Genomic DNA, 487 nt, shown 5'->3' with positions numbered 1-487 from the left:
TGCCGCACACCATCATCGATGCGACCTACAAGTCCAAGTACCTGTGGTGGAACACCCTGGCCCAGGTCGAGCGCTACCAGGACTGCTCAGGCAAGAGCACCTATTACCGCTATGACGAGCGTCATCACCTGGTGGCCGTGACCGATGCGCTGAACCAGACCACCTCGCTGGAGCGCAAGCCGGACGGCGAGGTACTGCGCATCACTCACCCGGACGGCACCGCCGAAACCTTTACCTACAACGTCTACGGCCAGGTGCTCAGCCACACCGACGGCAAGGGCCAGACCATCCGCCTGATGCGCACCGCGCGCGGCCTGCCGAGCAGCCGTCAGGACGCCAAGGGCCAGCGGGTTCGCTACGAGTATGACAAGGCCGTGCGCCTGACCGCGCTGGTCAACGAGAACAACGCGACCTACAGCTTTGCCTACGACGCCTCGGACCGGCTGAGCGAGGAAGTGCGGGTGGATAACCTGACCCGGCGCTTCAG

The 487-nt window shown here is 64.3% G+C and carries 1 pseudogene; it reads left to right on the top strand.

Annotated elements, in window-relative coordinates:
- Positions 1-487 (top strand): annotated as a pseudogene (locus tag HU738_RS25780) (type IV secretion protein Rhs); the annotation flags it as partial.

It is taken from the genome of Pseudomonas vlassakiae, from assembly GCF_014269035.2.
GTDB classification, from domain to species: Bacteria; Pseudomonadota; Gammaproteobacteria; order Pseudomonadales; family Pseudomonadaceae; genus Aquipseudomonas; species Aquipseudomonas vlassakiae.
The sequence above is the reverse complement of the archived record's forward strand: the minus strand, read 5'-3'. Positions and strand labels throughout refer to the sequence as shown.